Raw genomic sequence first — 19,257 nt, 5'->3', positions numbered from 1 at the left:
CTCCATCGGAAAGTCGATTCGATTGTTTTGATCATTTATTTTGGATAGGACCACTATTAATCATAGATAGCGGTACATTAACCTCGAAAATCTTCCCACGAATAGCTTGAATACCGAAAGACGTTAACCGAGCTGAGTGCATTTCTAAATAGGCTTGGGCACTTTCTTTTGTTTCAAATAGATAGACGCCTCCAGCTTCTTTTGCGGCTGCATCTTCCGTCCAGATCTTCCAGATCATACCTGGCTCATCATTTATACTTTGAGCCAATTCTGCAAATCCTTTTGCCATTTCTTCTCCAAATGGACCATCCATTTGAAAATCAACTTGTAACAAATACGTCATGTTCAATCTCCTTATCCATGGTCAATTTTCCGGGATATTTAGTTGACTTGAATGTACTTCTCACCTAGGATTTCATTTATCTCATAAGCATCTTGAGACAACTGCTCTTGAATAAATGTCGATACATCTTTTTCCTCAATCGAATAATACTCTTCAATTTCGCGTGAGAATAACAGTTTTTCCTGTTGTAGTAATTGACTTAGCTCCGAAAGTTGTTTTGGCTCTAACGTTTCATCCGGCAGTAATTGTTGGAGTGCATTTGTGTAGTCCGCTAACGATCTCGCCCCAACAATTCGAGCACCTTTTTGCTCTTCGTTTACCATCACAATCGTTGGGAAGCCACGAACACCTAATTCACGAACGAGTTGGAAGTCTTCGTGTAGGGACGTGTTTGCTTCTGGAAGCTTTGATTGCTTCACAATTTCTTCCCCATCAAGTCCAACTTGGTTAACAAGGTCGATTAAAACATCGTCTTTTGCAATGTTTTTGTTAAAAGCAAATAGTTCTTCTCTTGCACGGCGCAAAAATACATTTGCCAGTTCAGCATTTTTCTCCGAAATAACTTTATAAACCCTAGATGGAATGAATGAAGATTCGATTGGATCGTCATACCAAACCGTCCCATCGATCGGCATTCGTGAATGATCACCCACTTCTCTCCAGTGACCAGCAACATCCGCGGGACCAGAAATTCCATTGCTCACATCCGCAAAGCCATCCCACTTTTCAAGCAATCCACCCATTAGCGTCTGCATATTGAAATAGTGTCCATACTGATCAACAAACTTTCGAAGAACCGGCTCTAATGCCCAACAATGCGAACAGATTGGATCTGTTACATAATATAAGTCAATTCTTTTTTTACGAGCTGACAAATCGATAAACTCCATTGTAGAAGTATCGTCGCCACCCGGTCCGCAAATACCTGTTTCCAAATCACAAATCATATTATTTTTCGTTTCCATGTAAATTCCCCATTTCTTTATGATGGTTAGATACATCAAGTTCAATATTTTGTTGCGCCCATGCTTGTATTGGTTGAAGGGCAATCGCCAGCTGTTGTCCTTTAACAGTTAGATGATACGTAATTATGACGGGAGTTCCTGGAGTTACTTTTTTTTCTACTAAATCATATTCCCCAAGTTCGGTTAATTTCAATGAAAGCGAACGAGGCGTAATATCAGTTAAATCGCGTTTCATTTGAGAAAAATGAGCAGTGAAATCCGGACAATTTGATAAATAATGAATGAGGAGTCCGTTCCAGCGCCTTCCCAATATCTCGAAACTGGATTCTAAATATGGACATACTTTAATAAGTACCACCTCCAACTAATACATTCAGTATACACTGATATACTTACTATATCAAGTATAAAGATTATACTTAAATCATTCTTCATTTAAACTAGTATGTATGTGTAAAATGTTAACCAGATTAACAAATAAATTTAGATATAAAAAAGAGGCGAAATCTCTTCTATACGATTGAGAATTCGCCAATAATTACACATTATGCTGGGTTAACTTGAAGTTCAACCGAAATTTTAATATCGTCGCCTACTAATACGCCACCTGTTTCTAGCGCTTGGTTCCAAGTTAGACCAAATCCTTTTCTGGAGATTTTTGTTTCTGTTTCAAAACCAACTACATCGACACCCCAAGGATTTTTTCCAGCGCCCGTACGAGTCACTTTAAATGTAGTCTTTTTCGTAACGTCTTTGACAGTAAGGTCTCCTGTTACATCATATTTGTCTTTTCCTGTCTCTACAATGTCCGTTGAGTCAAATGTAATGTTCGGATACTTTTCAACTGCGAAGAAATCTTCTGACCGAAGATGGTTATCACGATCTTCATTATTCGTATTGATCGAGTTTACATCAATTTCGAAATGAATTTTTGCATCCGTCAAATTATTCACATCACCAATTACTGTGCCCTCAATTCCTGTGAAACTACCTTTCACATTCGAAACCATCATATGTCTAACTGAGAAACCTACGTTTGTATGAGTTCCATCAACATTCCATTTTTTCATTTTAAGACTCTCCATTTCATAAAAAAAATATTTTTAAAATAAATCCAATGTGTATCGAATTAAACTATTTACCTTAACAATTGTTGAACTTAACGTTTTGTATACCTCTATAATAGTACTTGTTCCGGAAGCAATCGTTTTTTCAACATGAGAAAGGTGCAAAACCCACATTAAGACGTTGTTGTCGAACTTCAGGGCGAATATACACCTTTCATCTTTGTTCAATCTTACAGTGACTCAACACAAAAAATTATTGATTTCCTTTTTTAACCCACTCTGCAACAGTAACTGTACGTTTTGCTTGATATTTCACTGCAGCTTGAACATCTTCAATCATTTTGCCATCTTGGCCCACTGTTACACTCGTTCCATATGGGTTACCGCCTGCTCCAAATACCACTGGATCAGAGTAGCCAGGCGTCGCAATAATTGCACCCCAGTGCATCATAGCAGTATATAAAGAAAGCAATGTAGCTTCCTGTCCGCCATGTGGGTTTTGAGCAGATGTCATAGCACTTACTACTTTGTTGATTGTTTTACCATTTGCCCATAGCCCGCCTTGAAGGTCGATGAACTGTTTCATTTGTGATGCCATTACACCGAATCGAGTTGGGGTACTGAAGATGATTGCGTCTGCCCATTCAAGATCTGCTGACGTAGCTACAGGAACATCTTTTGTTGCATTTACAGTAGCTTTCCATCCTTCGTTTCCTTCAATTACAGAATCTGGTGCTAATTCTTGTACTTTTAATACTTTAACTTCAGCACCTGCTTCTGTAGCTCCCTCTGCTGCCCACTTTGCTAATTGATAGTTTGTTCCACCCATACTATAAAAAACGACTGCTACTTTTACGTTTGACATTTTTTTCGTCTCCTTTGATTTTCCAAATAGTTTGTTTAAAAAACTCCAAATTCACACCGGCTTTTTCACTTTTTAAGTAATCTATATAAGAATCACCTCCAATAAATACAAATCCTCAATACAGTACTGTTCTTCTTATGCCCTCATAAGAGAAACTTTAATCTACTATTGAATTTGTAGTATGGTCATTCAAAATGAGAGAGGTGATTGAAATTTATATTTTCAGCAGTTACTAGATTGGTGAAAACCAACACGAGAACCTAAACATCAGAACAGATGAGATGTACTTCATAAGTTAACTCTTGCTATTTCTCTCAGCTACAAGTGTAATCTGTTTCATTAATTCAACTGTAACGAAGAATACCATTTACTCGCAGCTTCCACTTCATCAGCCGTTAATTGATGGCCATTATTTTCCCAATGAAGTTCTACTAGTGCATTAGCCTTTTCCAAGAATGTCTGCAGTTCCGTGGATTCTGACGGCGGGCATATTGGATCGTTAGTTCCCGCTGCAATAAATACATGTTTTCCCGTTAAGTCAGGTAGTTCTACGCCTCGTCTAGGCACCATGGGATGATGAAGAATCGCACCTTTTAAAGCATTTTGATAGTGAAATAGTAAACTCGCGGCAATATTCGCTCCGTTTGAGTAACCAACGGCCATCACATTATCTCGGTCAAATCCATACTCATTTGCTGCTTCATCGAGAAATTCATTCAACTCTTTCGTTCGGAATATAAGATCTTCTTCATCAAAAATTCCTTCTGCTAACCTCTTAAAGAAGCGGGGCATTCCATTTTCTAACACGTTTCCTCTCACACTTAACACGGAAGCATCTGCGTCAATTCTTCCTCCCAGAGGCAACAGATCTTGTTCGTTCCCTCCAGTTCCATGTAATAAAAGTAACGTAGGCTTGTTCACATCTTTACCTTTGTAAAATACATGTTTCATTAAATATCCTCCTCTAATACGTTCACCTTCACTGAAGGCAATGCATTTTCTAGTTCGTCTCGTTTTTGTTCCAACCACGAAGGCAGCATCAGTTTTTGCCCAAGCTCCGTAAGTGGTTCATCAACAGTAAAGCCTGGCGTGTCAGTCGCTATTTCAAATAAGACGCCGCCTTCTTCTTTAAAATAAAGGGCTTTAAAGTAATTACGATCACGAATTTCTGTAGGCTTATATCCTTTACTTAGGAGAAGTTCTCTCCAAGCCTGAAGATCCTCTTCGTCTTTAGCTCTCCATGCAATATGATGCACTGTTCCAGCACCCTTTAACCCACGAACCGATGGTGTTAACTTAATATCAATGAAGTTGCCAAGTTGCGCTTCTGATTTAAATCGGTGAAAGCCATCTTCCTGCCCAAGATTTTCTAATCCTAATACTTCCTGCAGGACATCAGCAGTTTGATCCGGCTGAGCAGAAATTAAAATAGCACCACCGAACCCTTTAATGGCAAACTCCGATGTAATCTCTCCGAATTCCCAGCTATTCAGTTGTGCTGTTTCTCTTTCTACTAGTTCAATTTCAAGTCCATCCGGATCCTGTAACGACAGATATTTTTCTCCAAAGCGCACCGATTGCGTAAACCTGACACCAAATTTCGCCAATCGTTTCTCCCAGAACTCAATCGAATTATTGGGAACGACATAGCTGGTGACACCTACTTGACCTGTACCAATTCGACCTTTTAATTGCTTTGCCCACGGAAAAAATGTAATAACCGTTCCTGGTTCACCATATTCATTTCCAAAATAAAGATGATACACTTCTGGCCGTTCAAAATTTATCGTTTTTTTAACAAGTCTTAAACCGAGTACACCTGCACACCTGCATAGAAGTCAATATTTCTTTGGGCATCATTAATCATCGCCGTGATATGATGGATTCCTATTGTTTTTTGCATTTTTGGCCACTCCATTTCATCAAGTCAATCCAACGCATTCACTTCATACGGGAGAACAAATTGTTTAACCCTTCTTCTCTGAGAATCATTTATAGTACTCACACTATAATCTTTTGTTCAAGATATAAGTCAGCAAAAAATTAAGCATTCACTCTTTCGCTTACTTTCCCTAAAAGCTTCACGATTGTTTGTGACTCTTCCTCATTCAGAGATTCGAACATATAATTTATAAAGTTACGATGGTCAGGCATGATTTCATTCATTAGAGAAATTCCATCATTTGTTAACTCTACATGAATAACTCGTCGATCATTGAGGCATGCGTTTCGTTTTAACAAGCCTTTTTGTTCTAATTTATTTATTACATACGTCAGCGAGCCACTCGATACTAAAATGCTATCACCGATTTGATGCATGGTCTGTTTTCCATTCAGATAAAGGACCTCCAAAACGGAAAACTCTGTCACGTTCAAGCCATTCGTAATCATTTCAAGTCTGATTCTCTCTTGAATGGCTTTGTTTGTTTTCATTAATAATAAATACGCCTGGTTCTCGCATTTCCCATCCACTTAGCCACCTCCTAAGGAGTTAACTTAAACGAATTTCCTTTTCGCTCGACTTTAGAAATAATGAGGACTTACTGCTTCAACCTCTATCTTCCTCACAGATTTACAAAAGATAAAATTAACCAATGGGCATTTACTTACGAATTGTATTTAATGCAGTTGTCCAAGGGATCACTTGATCTAACATTTGGTTTACTGAATTCGCTTGCACATCAGCCGGTTTGAAATCCGTACCGTTTTCAAAGTCTGTAAATAGAGATAATGCAGGATGTACACGGACATGCGCTACTAGTAATTCACTTAGAATACCACGCAAATGTTCTGCCGCACGGGCTCCACCTACTGAACCGTATGATACGATACCAGCTGCTTTGTTGTTCCATTCTACACGTAAGTAATCTAATGCATTTTTGAGTGAAGCCGTTATGGAATGGTTATATTCTTGAACGATGAATACAAATCCGTCTTGATTTGCGACAATTTCTGACCATGCTGCTGCACCTGATGCATCGCCGCCTGCTTCACCTAATAGCGGTAATTTGTAATCTGCAATATCGATAATCGTATAATTCGCATCTCCGCGTTGATCTGCAAGTTCTTTTACCCATGCTCCAACTTGTGGACTTACTCGCCCTTCACGTGTTGACCCTAAAATAATTCCTATATTTGGTTTTGTCATTGTTAGTTCCCCCTCAATTTTTGTCCCGAATAATCTATTTAATAAACCCATATTTTAAAATCCGTCTCCTTACAAATACTCTTTTTCAATTTTCCGTGTACTGCGCACTGTGTCGATTGGTCTAACTGATGCCTCAATTTGTTCCCGTTGTGGTTCAAGGAAAGGTGGTAATGATAAAATTTCACCTACAGTTTCGTAAGGCTCATCTCCCATAAAACCAGGGCCATCTGTTGCCCATTCAAACAATAGGCCAGGTGCTACCCGTGCATATAATGATTCAAAGAAGAAGCGATCTACATATCCAGAAGTACCGAATCCAGCAGCTTCCATATGATCTATCCACTCTTTCAATACTTTTGTATCTTCCACGCGGAAAGCTGTGTGATGCACCGTTCCGTATCCTGGTCGGCCAGCAGGTAGGCTGTCATTATGTTCCACAATTACTTGTGCGCCATTTCCACCTTCACCCATTTCAAATAAATGCAGTGGACCTTCTTGTGTAATTTCACGCATGAACATAACTTTTTCCAAAACCTCTTTTAAATAATCAAATTGTGCGATACGAATATGAATCGGCCCTAATCCCGTAATGGCAAATTCCAATGGTACCGGACCGTTTTGCCAAGGTGTCCCCGATTCAACCCCCTCATTCAACTCATCAGAGATTAACATATATTGTTGGTCATCAAAGTCAACGAATGAAATCGTTTTTTTGCCAAAAACTTCTTCAATACCATTATTTTTCACTTCATACTTATCAAAACGTTTCAACCAGTAATCAAGTGTAGCATCTGTTGGTACACGGAAAGCTGTTTTATAAATCTCGTTTGTTCCATGTGTCCCTTTAGGAATACCCGGGAAATCGAAGAACGTCATATCTGTTCCGGCAGAACCTTTATCATCTGCGAAGAATAAGTGATAGGTTTGGATATCATCTTGATTGACAGTTTTCTTTACAAGCCGCATTCCTAATACATATGTGAAAAATTCATAGTTCTTTTCTGCACTACTTGTTATAGCTGTAACGTGGTGAATACCTTTTAAGTGATCCATTATAATTCCTCCTATTAGTTGTTTGATTTCAGATATCTTGAATCCAAGATTATTTTATTCAAAAAAAATTTGTGCACTCTACGTTAGTTCTTTTTAGTTACACTCTATATGTAACAGTTGTTTTATAGTTACATCTTAAATGATTGGTGTTTGGCAAATACTTGCTGATTCAACACCACCATTTTCAAATTAGGGGTGATGTGATAGTCCGAAAACTATCTTGAATTAAGATATCTTGAATTAAGACATCTTGAATTCAAAGTAAAGATACCATAGTTCCATTTCACTTTGCAACAGTTTATGACTACAGCCATACGATTGTCCCACCGTTGCCATCTTTCTTGTCCACTTCTGACATCAAATTGGTCCACCTCTGCCAATGATTAGCCCACTTAATGCTAGAGTCTTTCTTAATTCATCTAGATCTATCATCAAAACAGCCATCGAGACAAATCATCGATGACTGTTTAATTTATTTTATACTTTTCTCGTCTAATAGAGCTAGAAGAATTAATACAGCGTCCATGACAAGTTCGTCATGATCTATATCCTCCTCTTCTACATTCAGGCATTGTGGGATAAGCACATCTATTATTTCATCCATTATCTCTTCAGGTAGATAATTATGAAAGAAGTATTTCGCAATGCGATTCTCCACTTCTACTGGAATCACGAGGAACCCTCCAATCCATGGCGCTCCCGCATCGAGACTTCGCCATCAAGCATCATGTGATAAGATCCATGTACAATTCGGTCTAGAATGGCATCAGCCAATGTTCCTTCACCAATCTTTTCATGCCAGCCACGGGGATCAAACTGCGAACAGAATATTGTAGAAGCGACCTGATATCTCGACTCAATAATCTCTAATAGATCTCTGGCTTCAGTTTCTTTCAACGGCGTTAAAAGCCATTCATCAAGGATGAGTAAATCTACCTTTGTATATTTTTTAATTACCTTTCGGTAAATGCCTTCACCCCTGGCTACAGCGAGCTCATCTAATAAATCTGGAAGACGGATATATCGTACTTTATAAAGTTGACGGCAAGCAGCGATTCCAAAAGCACATCCTAAGTAAGTTTTCCCGTTACCTGAAGCACCTTTAATTATGATATTATGCTTCTCTTGAATATATCTTCCGGTTGATAATCTAAGGATTTGTGTTTTATCAAGCTTTCGGTCAGCGTGATATTCTATATCTTCTATACAGGCTTGGCTGTCTCTGAACTCTGCACTTCTGATGAGACGATCGAGCTTGGCATTTTTTCTATGCCCCCCCTCAATGTCTACAAGCATCGCAAAACGATCTTCAAACGATAAGTCCTGGTACTCAGGGTTTTTCAATTGCTCCATATATCTCTCTGCCATTGCAGTCATTCTCATATCGTTTAGTTTAGATAACGTGTTTTCAGTAGTCATTTGTCCTTACCTCCATAATAGTCTGCGCCTCTTGTAAAACCGTAAGGGTTGGATTTAACTTCACCTTGGCAATCTTCCTCTTCAAACGTGATAGGAAGTTTATCCTGTCCGGTTTTAAGGATTGTTTGGATGCTTTTAAGCGTAGGTCTACTTGTGTATCTTAATGCTCGCTCACATGCTCTTTCTAAACGATCTACCGAGTGCTGATCTGCTAATTTAATCAGGCCCATACAAGATTTCAGCGCTTGCTTTTCAACCCGATAAGAGGCAAGAATACTATTAATGGTGGTCAAGGTATTAGAACCTGCTGTTTCTCCCCATTTACGTACATATGCGGTGTCAAATTCGATGTATTGCTTATGTTCTTTAGGCATATGATCCGTCAACGTACTGCTTTGTCCTGGTTTCCCTTTCAGCTTTTTATGCGAAGCGATGCGCAGTCCTTTATAAAACACTTCTATTATAGTTCTAGTGACTCGAATATCAACCTCGTACTTTACATAATCGTAGGGAACAGAGTAAGACATTTTGTCCACAGTTATGTGATAATCATATTGTACCGTCGCAATTCTCCAAGTTGCGATTTCATACGGCGAAGCAGGCAACGGTGTTAATGCGAAGTGTTCTTCTTCTTTAAAAGCCGTTTGTCTGCTTCCTTGCTTTTTTTGAAATGGTTTTTGATTAAATTCCATTAGCTTCTCATGAACAGCTTCATTTAACTCTTTTAAGCTGAAAAACTCTTGATTCCGCAATGAAGCAATGATCCACGTTGAAATATGACCTACTGTACTTTCGGCGCTTGCCTTGTCTTTCGGACGACGGACGCGAGCGGGTACAATCGTTGTTTGATAGTGCTCAGCCATCTCCTGATAGCCTGTATGGATAACCGGTTCGTACTTTGAAGCTTTCACTACACCTGTTTTAAGGTTGTCCGGAACAACGACTCTTGGAACGCCTCCGTAAAATTGAAATGCATGAATATGAGCCGTGATCCATGCTTCCGCATTCATTGACAAGAAGCCTTCAACATAAGCATATTGACTGCACGGAAGGGCAGAAACAAAAATATAAACTGGAATCTCTTCGCCAGTTAAATCATCTTTAATCGACATTGTCTGACCTGCCCAATCCATTTCTAACAGCTCGCCGGGTTTACGTTTAATACGCATTGTAGCTTTCGTTTTGCGGGCATAATCATGATAGAATCTGCAGAACTGACGATAGCTATATGGAATCTCTTCGTTTGATCGGCAGTTAAGAGAATACTCCTCCCATAACAGCGTTAAATTAACACCTGGCTTTGCCAACTCCTTATGGACATATTCACAATCTGGCTTTCTTCTAAAGTCCATAGAAGCATGCTTTTCAGGAAATAATAACTCCAGTAAGTCTTGATCTGTAATTTCTTCTTCCAAAGGCCATCGCATGTTCCGCTCCTCAGCTCTTTTCACCACTTCTCGAATCGTCGTTCTTGAGTTGGAAGTACTTGAGGCGATGCCCCTTTGACTAATTCCCTGAGCGTGCAGCCTCAGAATTTCTCGATACTTAATCATAAAAAAACCTCCTGAATAATTGTTTTACACCGTTAGGTGCAACTCAATTATAAAGAAGGGTGGTTCTCTGCATGGCAGAAGTGGACCAAAAACTTGTCATTAGTGGATCAAAAACATGGCAAGAGTGGTACAATTCAATGGCTATATTCAGTTTAGCTTAAATTAATTTTAAAGTGTTGTTAAATCTGCATTTAAAAGCTTAATTTACAGGCTTTACATTCGATTACACTTCTATTGTTACCCTTTAAAACAGCAAAAAAACCTCTCAAATAAAATTTGAGAAGCTGATTTTGACAGAACGATATTCAGTTTATCTTTTAAAATGATAGGATGTTTTTGTTAATAGTGGACTAAAAATCCGAAGAAGGGATTAGTCTTCCTATTTCTTCATTTCCATTATTCATCTGTTTTTTCTTGCTTCTTTTTCAAATACGCTGCACGTATTTTTTCAAGTTGCTGCTTTTTATCAAATTGCGCAGGCTTTTTTTTCTCATGAAATTTCGTCACAGCCATTTTACCTTTATTATCTAATTGATATTTCCCCATATTGTTCACCTACTTTACTTGTTAATAAGGAAATTTATTCAACAAATACACGATATCTTATTTACTGAAGCAAACCTTTTTACTTTTACTAGTATACAACCTTATCTTGCAAATATCAGCAAGTCCGAGTAAAATTCACGTAAATTCCAAAGGCACTAAATCCGTATCTCATATTTACTTAGCTTCCAGGCGTTTATAACCGTTCCATCCTTATGAATGGATTTCAGTAAACTAGGTAGTCATTTATTGTATAGCTTTTGGTGTGGAAGATGCGCTTGTTTCGATTCGCCCCTCTGTTAAGTCTTTCCTTTTCAAATACAATTGAATCAGGTCTATATCTTCTTTAGTTAGATTCTCAATCTCTTCAATCGATTGAATTACGTTTAGTATTTGTTTGTCGTGCGTCACTTTTGCGTTACCACTAAAGTAACTCGTTATAGCTGAAGTGAATGTACCTATAATGCCAATCCCGACCAACATTAATACGACAGCCAATACACGGCCAATTGGTGTGGATGGAGAAATATCTCCATAACCGACGGTGGTCGTAGTAACGACTGCCCACCATAATGCATCAGGAAAAGTAGTAATGGATGGTTCAACTAAGACAATTGGGATAGGAATGATAAATAATAGAACAAGAGCTGTCATAAGCAGTTTATCTAGTCCATTTGTTTTCAAGAGACTATAAACAGGTTTAAAAAATCGTGATCCAATTCCAAGCAGTCGAACCACCTTAAAAATCCGAACAAACCTCGCTACTCTAAATATAGAATCAAACGGAATAATAGCAACAAGCTCAAATGGATGCTTCTTGATATACTCCCACTTTTTCTTAGAACTAATCAAACGAACTACATAATCAGCAACAAATACAATCCAAATGATACGATCGTAGAGAAATAACTGTTCATTAGTAGAAAAAGCGAAAAACAGTGATATGAGAACAAGAATAAACATAATTATCTCATATGTAATATAGATTTTTTTCATAAAAACAAACTCCAATACACCAAATTATAACGATTTCACAAAGAACTGAATAGAGAAGAAAATAGAGATTCAGCAATTTATCTAATGACGTATTCCAACACCTTCTCTATTTATAAATCTGTTATACGGTTTGATGAGGTCGAGTTAGGGACATAGTCTTTATGCAAAATTTATATATTAAATCTGAATTGAAGTTACGCAATAAAAAAACCTCCTAACGTAGAGTAGAAGTCGGAAAACCATTAAGCGTAGTGTGACCGCTCATAGACCGATGCTTCAACTTCGTTAGAAGGCTAATATACCACGGTTCATACCGCTTTTATGTACGTCCCAGGAGGGATTCGAACCCCCGACCGATGCCTTAGAAGGGCATTGCTCTATCCAGCTGAGCTACTGAGACATGTGCGATTTGCAATTTAGTTATCGCAAACGACAAATCTTATTATAGGCATGGTTCAAAAATAAGTCAATGCTAATTTAAAAAGTTTTTTATTTCCACTTCGTTAATTGTTTCAAGCGCAAGATTTTTGAATGAAATCCGGATCGTTTCATCCCATTCTATCACTGCAAATGTTGCTTCATTTCCTCCACGCGGCAATAATGTGCTGCCAGGATTCAAAAATAAGATTCCTTCTTTCATCTCTGTTCCATATAGATGTGAATGACCAAACAGAACAATGTCTGCTTGTTCCTCCTGTGCTGCATAATACAATGGCAATAATGTCCTTTTGCAATCATGTTCGTGGCCATGGACAACGAACACGCGTTTTTCACCGACTTCAATGACAAATGAGCTTGGAAAGCGCAGATCGCTATCGCAATTCCCTCTTACAATATGCATACCTTGCAAAACTGGATCCTCGACAGTCAGTTCGCTGTCGCCACAATGGAAAATGGCATCCGCATGTAACGCAGAAACGGTCCTCACCGTTTCCTTGTCACCATGCGAATCACTCATAACTATAATTTTCATCTACTAGCACCAAATGATTCCATCAGTTTGGGAAGGTGCTCCTTCAATTGAGCTAAAGCAGCGCCACGATGCGAAATTTCTCCCTTTTCAATAGCGGACAATTCGGCCATGGCACGTTCCTTAATAGGTGTGTAAAAAATAGGGTCGTATCCGAAGCCGTTCGTTCCTCTTCTATCATGAAGTATTGATCCTTCACAGCTCCCAGAGAAAGTCACTGTCTCCATTTCCGGCCCTGCAACAGCAAGCACACATCGGAATCGCGCAGTACGTTCCTCATCAGAAACGCCTGTAAGCCCTTCAAGCACTTTATCGATATTAGCATCATCATTTTTCTCTAAGCCCGCATAACGAGCGGAATAGACGCCAGGAGCTCCATCTAATGCATCGACTTCTAAGCCACTATCGTCAGCGATAACGATAACGCCCAAAAGCTTCGAAACTTCTTCTGCCTTTAAAATGGCATTCTCCTCAAATGTAGTGCCCGTTTCTTCTACATCTATTGTTTCTTCCAAGTCATTCAATGTCATGACAGTTACACCAAGAGGATTGAAAAGCGCTTCAAAATCTTTCGCTTTCCCTTTATTGTTTGTTGCAATCAAAACTTGCTTCATCTTAAATCGCCTTCCTTAACGTCGATTTGTGCGGTGATAGGTCCTAAAACATTCTTTTGAATCTCGATTAAGCGATGAATACCGAGTTCAGCCAATTCGACAAGATCATTCATTTCCTGTCTTGTGAATGTCGCCTCTTCTCCAGTACCTTGTAATTCAACAAATTCACCTGCACCTGTCATGACCACATTCATATCTACCGCAGCACTGGAGTCTTCAGGATAATCCAAATCTAACAAAAGAACTCCTTCTGGAGTCTTCCCTACACTAATCGCTGCTAAATAATCTTTAACCGGGAAATTCTTCAGGCTCTTTTCTGCTGTCAATTTAGAAACAGCCATACACATTGCGACGAATGCACCGGTAATGGACGCTGTACGCGTTCCACCGTCTGCCTGGATGACGTCACAGTCAATCCATACAGTTCGTTCACCTAGCGCTCCAAGATCCATAACTGCACGCAGAGCACGTCCAATCAAACGTTGGATTTCCATTGTCCTGCCGCCGACTTTCCCCTTAGAAGATTCCCGCTGTGTCCGTTGTCCTGTTGCACGGGGCAACATGGAATATTCAGCCGTGACCCACCCTTGTCCACTCCCACGTAAAAATGGAGGTACTCGTTCTTCTATAGTGGCAGTACAAATTACTTTTGTATTTCCAACTGATATAAGTACGGATCCTTCCGGATGTATTAAATAGTCTGTTTCTATTGATACAGGTCTTCCTGTATTTTCAGTTCTGCCATCATGTCTCATAATTAAAAACCTCCACTTTTTGAATGCCGCTCTATCTTATCACACACAATTTAATCATAGCAAAAACCCGGATGCCTTAGAAAAGATCCGGGTTTCATAAAACGATATATTGGACATCGGGAAAATCGATTTCAAGCCAATCTTTTGCTATCGAACTGAATACGTCCAACTTTCCTGTCGTATAGAACAATGGAGCTTCCTTCACTTCAGAATCGTTTAGAAGTGCAAGCTTCCTCAGCGTCAGTAGGACGTCCAGTACAGTCTCATTTGCAGATGAGACGATATTCACGTTAGCAGGCAGTTGCTGCTGGATGGCGTCATGTAATAGTGGATAATGCGTACAGCCAAGAATAGCGGTATCAAATTCCAAATGCACGATGGGCTCCAATGAAGATTGTATGATTGGACTAATATCCAAACTCTTATATTGTCCACTCTCGACTAGCGGTACAAAATGAGGGCACGCTAAAGAAATAATACGTGCATCAGGCGATAATGCAGAAATCGCATTGTCATACGCACAACTTTTAATCGTACCTACCGTACCTAAAACCGCAATCTTACCCGTCGCTGAAACACGCAATGCAGCTCTAGCACCAGGGTCAATAACCCCAATTACTGGAAATGGAAACAAACCACGCAAGTCATCCAGTGCTACAGCTGTTGCGGTATTGCAAGCAACGACCAACATCTTAATACCCTTTGCACTTAAAGCATGAGCCATTTCCATTGTAAAGGCTCTCACTTCTTCGACTGATCGAGGCCCGTATGGACATCTCGCATCGTCCCCAATATAGATGATTTTTTCAGCAGGCAATAGTGAAAGCATTTCCTTTACAACTGTTAGTCCGCCTACTCCGGAATCGATCACTCCGATTGGTGAATTTTTTGAGGTGTTCACTCTTTGATCATCTCTTCGTGCAATTTCGTCAACAAACGCGAGAATTCTGTAATTTCACTCTCAGAAAAATCGACAAGGACAGAATTCAAGTATTTACGACGTTTATTGATCACTTCCTCAATAATCCTACCGCCCTCTTCTAGTAAATGGATACGGACGACACGACGATCGTGTTCGTCACGCACTCTCTTAACCAGCTGATTGTTTTCCATGCGATCGACCAGATCTGTCGTCGTACTGAACGCCAAATACATTTTATTGGATAAATCACCAATAGTCATATCGCCATGCTCAAATAACCATTGTAGCGCAACGAATTGCGGAGGCGTGATTGAATAATTACCTAAGAGTTTGCGACCTTGTTGTTTAATAATCCCAGATATATATCGAAGTTCTTTTTCCATCTGAGCGATGTTTTCAGCACCATCCAGATTATTCCCATTGTATTCCGTCACAATTACCAGCTCCCTGAAAACGAATACTGTCTACTTATTGTCACCCTTTTTGGCACATAACGCAACTAATTTTAAGTGTTAAATAAGTATATATTGTTTCCAGGGGGTTTTTCTCCTATCGATTTGCGCAGGTAACGGATTGGTCATACATATTCGTGATGATGAAGCCTAATTCAATTCCAGTTCTCCTAATCGCAGTAATTCGACAATTGCTTGTGCCCTTCCGGAAACTCCTAATTTCTGAATAGTATTCGAAATATGATTCCGGACGGTTTTTTCGCTAATGCCGAGCCGCCCTGCGATTTCCTTCGTCGTATGGTCATTCACTAAAAGATCGAATATTTCCCGCTCTCTTGCCGTTAGTAAAGAACGGTTTTTCATTTCTCCAGTCAAGACGCGCCCCCTCCTATCCACGTTCACTTTACAATATGTGAAAAAGGTGTAGGCTGTGCCGGCTCGCTCAATGTTTTACAGAGAAAATCCTGTTTTTTCTTCTTCTTTCCAAGGAACCGCTTTTCCGGTCTTCCGGTTAATCTGGACGATTGATCCCCTTCCGGTAAAGACAAGTTCATCTTTTGAATTTTTCGCCATGTAATGGATATCGACAGAACTATTGCCAATTTTGGCGGCTTTTACGAAAATTGATAGTTTTTCATCGAAAAATACTTGTTTCATATAATCGCATTGCAGATCTGCAACGACTGGTATGGTCGTACCTTTCGGATTTAACCAGTCAACCATATGACCAGCGGTTTTCAAATACTCGATGCGTGCATATTCAAAATACGTAAATGGAACCGTATTGTTCAGATGCCCATACATATCCGTTTCAGAAAAACGAACTGACACCGGTACTGAAAAAGTAAAGTCTTCCATCCATTGTTCCATGTCTTCAATATACGAAATTCTCATTTCACACGCCCCTTTTCAAAATGAATGAACATTCATTCTTTTATTATAGCAAAGATTTGCTAAATGTTCATCTCACAAATCATACAAAAAAGCCCCGCTACACAATTTGACTTGTGAGCAGGGCTTTCACTGATAATGAAATCAGTCGACCATATGGTCACTTCCGAAGAAGTTTTTAAACATTTGAACTGTCGTGTCACGGTTAAGTGCAGCAATTGATGTTGTCAAAGGAATGCCTTTCGGGCAAGCGACAACACAGTTTTGCGAATTACCGCATTCGCCTAGTCCGCCGTCAGCCATTAAGGTTGCTAGACGCTCATCTTTGTTCATCGCACCTGTTGGATGCGCATTGAATAGACGAACTTGTGATAACAATGCAGGACCGATAAAGTTTGTTTTGTCGTTCACATTCGGACAAGCTTCAAGACAAACACCGCAAGTCATACATTTAGACAGTTCATATGTCCACTGACGTTTACGCTCAGGCATACGAGGTCCTTCACCTAAGTCATACGTTCCATCAATCGGAATCCATGCTTTGATTCGTTTCAAGGAATCGAACATGAACTCACGGTCAACTACTAAGTCACGTACGACAGGGAATGTGCGCATAGGCTCAAGTTTGATTGGTTGTGTCAACTGATCGACCAATGCCGTACACGATTGGCGTGGACGACCATTGATGACCATTGAGCAAGCTCCACACACTTCTTCAAGACAGTTCATATCCCAGTTGACAGGTGTTGTTTTTTCGCCATTTGCATTTACCGGATTACGACGGATTTCCATCAAAGCGGAAATGACGTTCATATTCGGACGGTATGGAATTTCGAAGCTTTCAAAATATGGTTTTGATTCAGGCGTGTCTTGTCGTTGAATTTCAAATTTAACTGTTTTACTTGCAACTTGCTGTTCTTGGACAGCTGTTTGCTGAGTCATTTGTGTCAATCTCCTTTCGCAGAATAGTCACGTTTACGTGGCGGAATCAAAGATACATCCACTTCTTCATAAGAAAGGATCGGTGCAGATTTACCATCAAATTCTGCAATAGTCGTTTTCAAGAAGTTTTCGTCATCACGTTCCGGGAAGTCAGGCTTGTAATGTGCACCACGGCTTTCATTACGGTTAAGAGCACCCAAAGTGATAACCCGTGCCAGATAAAGCATGTTTTTCAATTGACGTGTGAACGTGGCACCTTGGTTAGACCACTGTTGTGTATCGGTGATATTAATATTTTCATAACGCTCAAGAAGTTCAACGATTTTGTCGTCCGTCTTCTGAAGACGATCATTATAACGAACAACCGTCACGTTCTCTGTCATGATTTCTCCAAGTTCTCTATGGAGCATGTACGCATTTTCCGTTCCGTCCATTTTCAATGTAGCATCCCATTTCTCTTGCTCTTCTTTGATGGCTGCATCGAATAGTGAAGAAGGAAGTTCATCTGCTGTACGTTTTACGCCGCGCATGTACTTAACCGCTTCCGGTCCTGCAAGCATACCGCCGTAGATTGCTGATAGAAGTGAGTTCGCTCCAAGACGGTTCGCACCATGTTGGGAATAATCACATTCTCCCGCAGCAAATAGACCTGGGATACTTGTGTGCTGATTATAGTCAACCCAAAGTCCACCCATTGAATAATGGACAGCCGGGAAGATCTTCATTGGTAATTTACGTGGGTCGTCCCCAGTGAATTTCTCGTAAATTTCGATGATTCCACCAAGTTTGATGTCAAGCTCGTGTGGATCTTTATGTGACAGATCCAAATAAACCATATTCTCGCCGTTGATGCCTAATTTTTGATTCACACAGACATCAAAGATTTCACGGGTTGCAACGTCACGAGGGACTAGGTTACCGTATGCCGGGTATTTCTCTTCAAGGAAATACCAAGGCTTACCGTCTTTATATGTCCAGATCCGTCCGCCTTCACCACGAGCAGATTCACTCATGAGACGAAGCTTATCGTCTCCAGGAATCGCAGTCGGATGGATTTGGATGAATTCGCCATTCGCATATTTCGCACCTTGCTGATAAACGATTGATGCCGCTGAACCTGTATTAATAACAGAGTTCGTTGATTTACCAAAGATGATTCCTGGACCACCTGTAGCCATGATGACTGCGTCGCCCGGGAATGCTTTGATTTCCATCGATTTCATGTTCTGTGCTTTGATACCGCGGCAAATACCTTCGTCATCCATAATGATACCTAGGAATTCCCAGTGTTCATATTTTTGAACAAGTCCTGCCACTTCGTGACGTCTAACCTGCTCATCTAATGCATACAGAAGCTGTTGACCAGTTGTTGCGCCGGCGTAAGCCGTACGGTGATGCAACGTACCACCAAAACGGCGGAAGTCAAGAAGGCCTTCAGGTGTACGGTTGAAAGTAACACCCATACGGTCCAGTAAACTGATGATTCCTGGTGCAGCATCTGTCATCATTTTAACAGGTGGCTGGTTCGCCAGGAAGTCTCCTCCATATACAGTGTCATCAAGGTGGATGGCTGGTGAATCGCCTTCACCTTTCGTATTCACTGCACCGTTAATGCCACCTTGGGCACAAACGGAGTGGGAGCGTTTAACCGGAACGAGCGAGAATAGGTCAACTGCGACCCCATCTTCCGCAGCTTTGATGGTTGCCATCAAGCCAGCAAGTCCGCCGCCTACGACAATCAATCTGCCTTTTGCCATTA

23 protein-coding genes, 1 tRNA gene and 1 pseudogene are annotated in these 19,257 nt (G+C 40.1%); all 25 read right to left on the bottom strand.

Translation table 11 applies throughout. From position 1 onward, the window contains the following. Positions 1–31: 31 nt before the first annotated feature. A complete protein-coding gene (locus QWT69_RS06150; RefSeq protein WP_317969998.1) occupies positions 32–343 on the bottom strand; it encodes a monooxygenase in 312 nt (103 codons plus the stop codon). Positions 344–381: 38 nt separating this feature from the next. Continuing rightward, complete coding sequence (locus QWT69_RS06145) at positions 382–1,308, bottom strand: DsbA family oxidoreductase (protein ID WP_317969996.1); 927 nt, start codon at positions 1,306–1,308, stop codon at positions 382–384. Further along, a complete protein-coding gene (locus QWT69_RS06140) occupies positions 1,292–1,657 on the bottom strand; it encodes a winged helix-turn-helix transcriptional regulator (RefSeq protein ID WP_317970960.1) in 366 nt (121 codons plus the stop codon). The genes QWT69_RS06145 and QWT69_RS06140 overlap by 17 nt, the downstream gene beginning before the upstream one ends. Positions 1,658–1,853: 196 nt before the next feature. Next, complete coding sequence (locus tag QWT69_RS06135) at positions 1,854–2,378, bottom strand: YceI family protein (protein ID WP_317969994.1); 525 nt, start codon at positions 2,376–2,378, stop codon at positions 1,854–1,856. Positions 2,379–2,628: 250 nt separating this feature from the next. Then, on the bottom strand, positions 2,629–3,240 hold the full coding sequence (gene wrbA, locus QWT69_RS06130; protein ID WP_317969992.1) for an NAD(P)H:quinone oxidoreductase: 612 nt from the start codon (positions 3,238–3,240) through the stop codon (positions 2,629–2,631). A gap of 339 nt (positions 3,241–3,579) precedes the next feature. Beyond that, positions 3,580–4,191, bottom strand: a complete 612-nt coding sequence (locus tag QWT69_RS06125; RefSeq protein WP_317969990.1) for an alpha/beta hydrolase — start codon at positions 4,189–4,191, stop codon at positions 3,580–3,582. Continuing rightward, positions 4,191–5,143: pseudogene (locus QWT69_RS06120) on the bottom strand (ring-cleaving dioxygenase). Before QWT69_RS06120 ends, QWT69_RS06125 begins: the two are co-directional and overlap by 1 nt. 140 nt (positions 5,144–5,283) lie before the next feature. Beyond that, on the bottom strand, positions 5,284–5,712 hold the full coding sequence (locus QWT69_RS06115) for a MarR family winged helix-turn-helix transcriptional regulator (protein ID WP_317969988.1): 429 nt from the start codon (positions 5,710–5,712) through the stop codon (positions 5,284–5,286). A 130-nt stretch (positions 5,713–5,842) separates the two neighbouring features. Beyond that, entirely contained in the window at positions 5,843–6,439 is a 597-nt protein-coding gene (locus QWT69_RS06110) for an NADPH-dependent FMN reductase (protein WP_317969986.1), read from the bottom strand. 18 nt (positions 6,440–6,457) lie between these two features. Beyond that, positions 6,458–7,441 (bottom strand): ring-cleaving dioxygenase, encoded by a 984-nt coding sequence (locus QWT69_RS06105; protein ID WP_317969981.1) that lies wholly within the window; start codon positions 7,439–7,441, stop codon positions 6,458–6,460. Positions 7,442–7,913: 472 nt separating this feature from the next. Next, positions 7,914–8,114 (bottom strand): hypothetical protein, encoded by a 201-nt coding sequence (locus QWT69_RS06100; RefSeq protein WP_317969979.1) that lies wholly within the window; start codon positions 8,112–8,114, stop codon positions 7,914–7,916. Beyond that, complete coding sequence (istB, locus tag QWT69_RS06095; RefSeq protein WP_317969977.1) at positions 8,111–8,860, bottom strand: IS21-like element helper ATPase IstB; 750 nt, start codon at positions 8,858–8,860, stop codon at positions 8,111–8,113. The genes QWT69_RS06100 and istB overlap by 4 nt, the downstream gene beginning before the upstream one ends. Next, positions 8,857–10,413: an IS21 family transposase gene (gene istA / locus QWT69_RS06090; protein ID WP_317969974.1), complete on the bottom strand. Its 1,557-nt coding sequence runs from the start codon at positions 10,411–10,413 to the stop codon at positions 8,857–8,859. Before istA ends, istB begins: the two co-directional genes overlap by 4 nt. Before the next feature lie 396 nt (positions 10,414–10,809). Continuing rightward, positions 10,810–10,959 carry a hypothetical protein gene (locus QWT69_RS06085; RefSeq protein WP_317969972.1) on the bottom strand — a complete coding sequence of 50 codons (150 nt, stop codon included), beginning with the start codon at positions 10,957–10,959 and terminating at the stop codon, positions 10,810–10,812. Between the two features lie 243 nt (positions 10,960–11,202). Beyond that, positions 11,203–11,952, bottom strand: a complete 750-nt coding sequence (locus QWT69_RS06080; protein WP_317969970.1) for a potassium channel family protein — start codon at positions 11,950–11,952, stop codon at positions 11,203–11,205. Between the two features lie 326 nt (positions 11,953–12,278). Continuing rightward, positions 12,279–12,352: transfer RNA gene (locus QWT69_RS06075), tRNA-Arg, on the bottom strand. Between the two features lie 72 nt (positions 12,353–12,424). Beyond that, on the bottom strand, positions 12,425–12,925 hold the full coding sequence (locus QWT69_RS06070; protein WP_317969968.1) for a metallophosphoesterase: 501 nt from the start codon (positions 12,923–12,925) through the stop codon (positions 12,425–12,427). Next, positions 12,922–13,536: an XTP/dITP diphosphatase gene (locus tag QWT69_RS06065; protein ID WP_317969966.1), complete on the bottom strand. Its 615-nt coding sequence runs from the start codon at positions 13,534–13,536 to the stop codon at positions 12,922–12,924. Before QWT69_RS06065 ends, QWT69_RS06070 begins: the two co-directional genes overlap by 4 nt. Next, positions 13,533–14,291: a ribonuclease PH gene (gene rph, locus QWT69_RS06060; protein WP_317969965.1), complete on the bottom strand. Its 759-nt coding sequence runs from the start codon at positions 14,289–14,291 to the stop codon at positions 13,533–13,535. The genes QWT69_RS06065 and rph overlap by 4 nt, the downstream gene beginning before the upstream one ends. Before the next feature lie 94 nt (positions 14,292–14,385). Continuing rightward, a complete protein-coding gene (gene murI / locus QWT69_RS06055) occupies positions 14,386–15,120 on the bottom strand; it encodes a glutamate racemase (RefSeq protein WP_317970958.1) in 735 nt (244 codons plus the stop codon). Positions 15,121–15,188: 68 nt separating this feature from the next. After that, positions 15,189–15,596, bottom strand: a complete 408-nt coding sequence (locus QWT69_RS06050) for a MarR family winged helix-turn-helix transcriptional regulator (protein ID WP_317970956.1) — start codon at positions 15,594–15,596, stop codon at positions 15,189–15,191. Between the two features lie 219 nt (positions 15,597–15,815). Next, a complete protein-coding gene (locus tag QWT69_RS06045; RefSeq protein ID WP_317970954.1) occupies positions 15,816–16,028 on the bottom strand; it encodes a helix-turn-helix domain-containing protein in 213 nt (70 codons plus the stop codon). An 87-nt stretch (positions 16,029–16,115) separates the two neighbouring features. Further along, positions 16,116–16,559: an acyl-CoA thioesterase gene (locus tag QWT69_RS06040; protein WP_317969963.1), complete on the bottom strand. Its 444-nt coding sequence runs from the start codon at positions 16,557–16,559 to the stop codon at positions 16,116–16,118. 141 nt (positions 16,560–16,700) lie between these two features. Further along, the gene (gene sdhB, locus QWT69_RS06035) at positions 16,701–17,498 is read right to left on the bottom strand and encodes a succinate dehydrogenase iron-sulfur subunit (protein ID WP_317969961.1); all 798 of its coding nucleotides are present in this window, start codon (positions 17,496–17,498) and stop codon (positions 16,701–16,703) included. A gap of 5 nt (positions 17,499–17,503) precedes the next feature. Beyond that, a complete protein-coding gene (sdhA, locus tag QWT69_RS06030) occupies positions 17,504–19,255 on the bottom strand; it encodes a succinate dehydrogenase flavoprotein subunit (protein WP_317969959.1) in 1,752 nt (583 codons plus the stop codon). Between the last annotated feature and the right edge of the window lie 2 nt (positions 19,256–19,257).

Source organism: Sporosarcina oncorhynchi (assembly GCF_033304615.1).
GTDB classification, from domain to species: Bacteria; Bacillota; Bacilli; order Bacillales_A; family Planococcaceae; genus Sporosarcina; species Sporosarcina oncorhynchi.
The sequence above is the reverse complement of the archived record's forward strand: the minus strand, read 5'-3'. Positions and strand labels throughout refer to the sequence as shown.

Bases quoted from the DNA above. Each gene is read 5' to 3' on its own strand.
- sdhA (WP_317969959.1), bottom strand. From the start codon at position 19,255: ATGGCAAAAGGCAGATTGATTGTCGTAGGCGGCGGACTTGCTGGCTTG.
- QWT69_RS06145 (WP_317969996.1), bottom strand. From the start codon at position 1,308: ATGGAAACGAAAAATAATATGATTTGTGATTTGGAAACAGGTATTTGC.
- istB (WP_317969977.1), bottom strand. From the start codon at position 8,860: ATGACTACTGAAAACACGTTATCTAAACTAAACGATATGAGAATGACT.
- istA (WP_317969974.1), bottom strand. From the start codon at position 10,413: ATGATTAAGTATCGAGAAATTCTGAGGCTGCACGCTCAGGGAATTAGT.
- QWT69_RS06150 (WP_317969998.1), bottom strand. From the start codon at position 343: ATGACGTATTTGTTACAAGTTGATTTTCAAATGGATGGTCCATTTGGA.
- sdhB (WP_317969961.1), bottom strand. From the start codon at position 17,498: ATGACTCAGCAAACAGCTGTCCAAGAACAGCAAGTTGCAAGTAAAACA.
- QWT69_RS06040 (WP_317969963.1), bottom strand. From the start codon at position 16,559: ATGAGAATTTCGTATATTGAAGACATGGAACAATGGATGGAAGACTTT.
- wrbA (WP_317969992.1), bottom strand. From the start codon at position 3,240: ATGTCAAACGTAAAAGTAGCAGTCGTTTTTTATAGTATGGGTGGAACA.
- QWT69_RS06070 (WP_317969968.1), bottom strand. From the start codon at position 12,925: ATGAAAATTATAGTTATGAGTGATTCGCATGGTGACAAGGAAACGGTG.
- QWT69_RS06105 (WP_317969981.1), bottom strand. From the start codon at position 7,441: ATGGATCACTTAAAAGGTATTCACCACGTTACAGCTATAACAAGTAGT.
- QWT69_RS06110 (WP_317969986.1), bottom strand. From the start codon at position 6,439: ATGGGTTTATTAAATAGATTATTCGGGACAAAAATTGAGGGGGAACTA.
- murI (WP_317970958.1), bottom strand. From the start codon at position 15,120: ATGCTTTCACTATTGCCTGCTGAAAAAATCATCTATATTGGGGACGAT.
- QWT69_RS06085 (WP_317969972.1), bottom strand. From the start codon at position 10,959: ATGGGGAAATATCAATTAGATAATAAAGGTAAAATGGCTGTGACGAAA.
- rph (WP_317969965.1), bottom strand. From the start codon at position 14,291: ATGAGACATGATGGCAGAACTGAAAATACAGGAAGACCTGTATCAATA.
- QWT69_RS06125 (WP_317969990.1), bottom strand. From the start codon at position 4,191: ATGAAACATGTATTTTACAAAGGTAAAGATGTGAACAAGCCTACGTTA.
- QWT69_RS06050 (WP_317970956.1), bottom strand. From the start codon at position 15,596: ATGGAAAAAGAACTTCGATATATATCTGGGATTATTAAACAACAAGGT.
- QWT69_RS06045 (WP_317970954.1), bottom strand. From the start codon at position 16,028: ATGAAAAACCGTTCTTTACTAACGGCAAGAGAGCGGGAAATATTCGAT.
- QWT69_RS06065 (WP_317969966.1), bottom strand. From the start codon at position 13,536: ATGAAGCAAGTTTTGATTGCAACAAACAATAAAGGGAAAGCGAAAGAT.
- QWT69_RS06135 (WP_317969994.1), bottom strand. From the start codon at position 2,378: ATGAAAAAATGGAATGTTGATGGAACTCATACAAACGTAGGTTTCTCA.
- QWT69_RS06080 (WP_317969970.1), bottom strand. From the start codon at position 11,952: ATGAAAAAAATCTATATTACATATGAGATAATTATGTTTATTCTTGTT.